The organism is Streptococcus sp. ACS2 (assembly GCF_000525585.1).
In the GTDB taxonomy this organism is placed as follows: Bacteria; Bacillota; Bacilli; order Lactobacillales; family Streptococcaceae; genus Streptococcus.
This window is the reverse complement of sequence record NZ_JALT01000008.1, coordinates 1-1753: the sequence shown is the minus strand read 5'-3', so window position 1 is coordinate 1753 and position 1753 is coordinate 1. Positions and strand designations below refer to the sequence as shown.

Sequence of the window (1753 nt, the reverse complement as noted above, 5' to 3'; positions counted from 1 at the left end):
TGGTGGTCAATACTATAGTGATGACCAAGGCAACTGGTATTATAAAGATGCCAGTGGTAAAAACCTCGTAGGCGAACAGACTATCGATGGCCAAAATGTTTATTTCCGCAGTAATGGGCAACAAGTTAAGGGGCCTTTACTCGATAGGAATAATAATCTATTTCGTTACTACGATGTTGATACTGGGCAACTATGGACGAATCGATACCTTGAATCCCAAGGTAATTGGTACTATTTAGGTAAAGATGGCTATCCACTCACTGGAGAACAAACTATCAATGGTCAAGAAGTCTACTTCGATTATAAAGGTGTTCAAATCAAAGGTGACTTTAGCGGAGAGGACTATAGCTATCCAGATCAAACTTTCTATTACGACTCTAACTCTGGTGCAAGGGTCCGAAAAGAAGGTCTAGTTCAGAATAAAAAAGGCCAAACCTTTTACATCAAGAACGATGGTTCTAAATTTACAGGAATACGTGAAATTGATGGTAATATCTACTATTTCAAAGCACGTGAAGCTGCCTCTCCTGTTGATACCGGCGTCCTACAAAAAGGAATCAGCATTTTACTAGAAGAAGGGCAAAATTCACCACATACTTATGGTTTTGGTACCCCTACTAATATTACCCGTCGCTACTATTTTGACTCAGTTACTGGTCAAGCCGTTAAAAATCGCTATGTCCAAGAAAATGATGGCTGGTACTATTATGGTGCAGATGGAAATGCTATTCGTCCTCAAGATGGTGAAGTCAATATAGACGGTCAAATCGTTTACCTATATGCTAATGGTCGTCAAGCTAAGGGAGAGCTTGTTCTCGACAATGGTGTTCTTCGCTACTATGATCCTAATTCTGGAGCACGCGTCTCTAACACCACTCTAACAATTAATGGTATGACCTATCGATTTGATGAAAACGGCGTAGGTATGGATGCTCCTAACCCAAATGGTTATTATAGCGACGATAATGGAAACTGGTATTATAAGAACGTAAATGGAGACAACCTCACTGGTGCTCAAATCATTAACGGTCAAAAGTTATTTTTCCGCGACAATGGTCAACAGGTTAAAGGTGCTTATGGTGATTCCTACGGTGATTTATACGCATTCTACGATGTTAATTCAGGAAACCTTGTAACCAATCGTTATGTTGAATACATGGGTAATTGGTACTATGTTGGTAAAGACGGTAAACCAGTCAAGGGAGCTCGAAATATCGATGGACAAGATGTCTTCTTCAACTATCGAGGGGTACAAGCCAAAGGTGATTTTGGTCGAGATGGCGTATATATGCCTGAGTACTATTACGATAAAGATAATGGTCGCAAAGTAACCAAAGCTGGGTTTGTTAAAGATAACAGAGGCTTAACTTACTATCTTGACGAGAAAGGTGAAAAAGTCCTTGGACTTCATGAAATCAATGGTGACTTATATTACTTCCGTCAAGGTGGTGCCTATAAGTACACCCAACTAGGTGATATGTGGCAGGATAGTATTAATTACATCAATGGTAAAATCTACTACTTCGGTCATGACGGTAAAGCAATTAAAAATCGTTTCTATCAATGGGGTAATGACTGGTACTACTTCTATGCGGATGGTACAGCCGCTACTGGTGCCGTTCAGATTAATGGACAAAAACTTTACTTCGATAAAAATCATGGTAGACAAGTTAAAGGCGCTTTTGCACCAGATGGTCACTACTACGATGAAAACTCTGGTGAGCTCGTAACCAACCAAACCCGTACCATCAAT

The 1753-nt window shown here is 40.0% G+C and carries 1 protein-coding gene; it reads left to right on the top strand.

What is annotated here, in order from left to right:
• On the top strand, positions 1-1753 hold a 1753-nt coding region (locus HMPREF1517_RS00275; protein WP_037598878.1), incomplete at both ends, for a glucosyl transferase.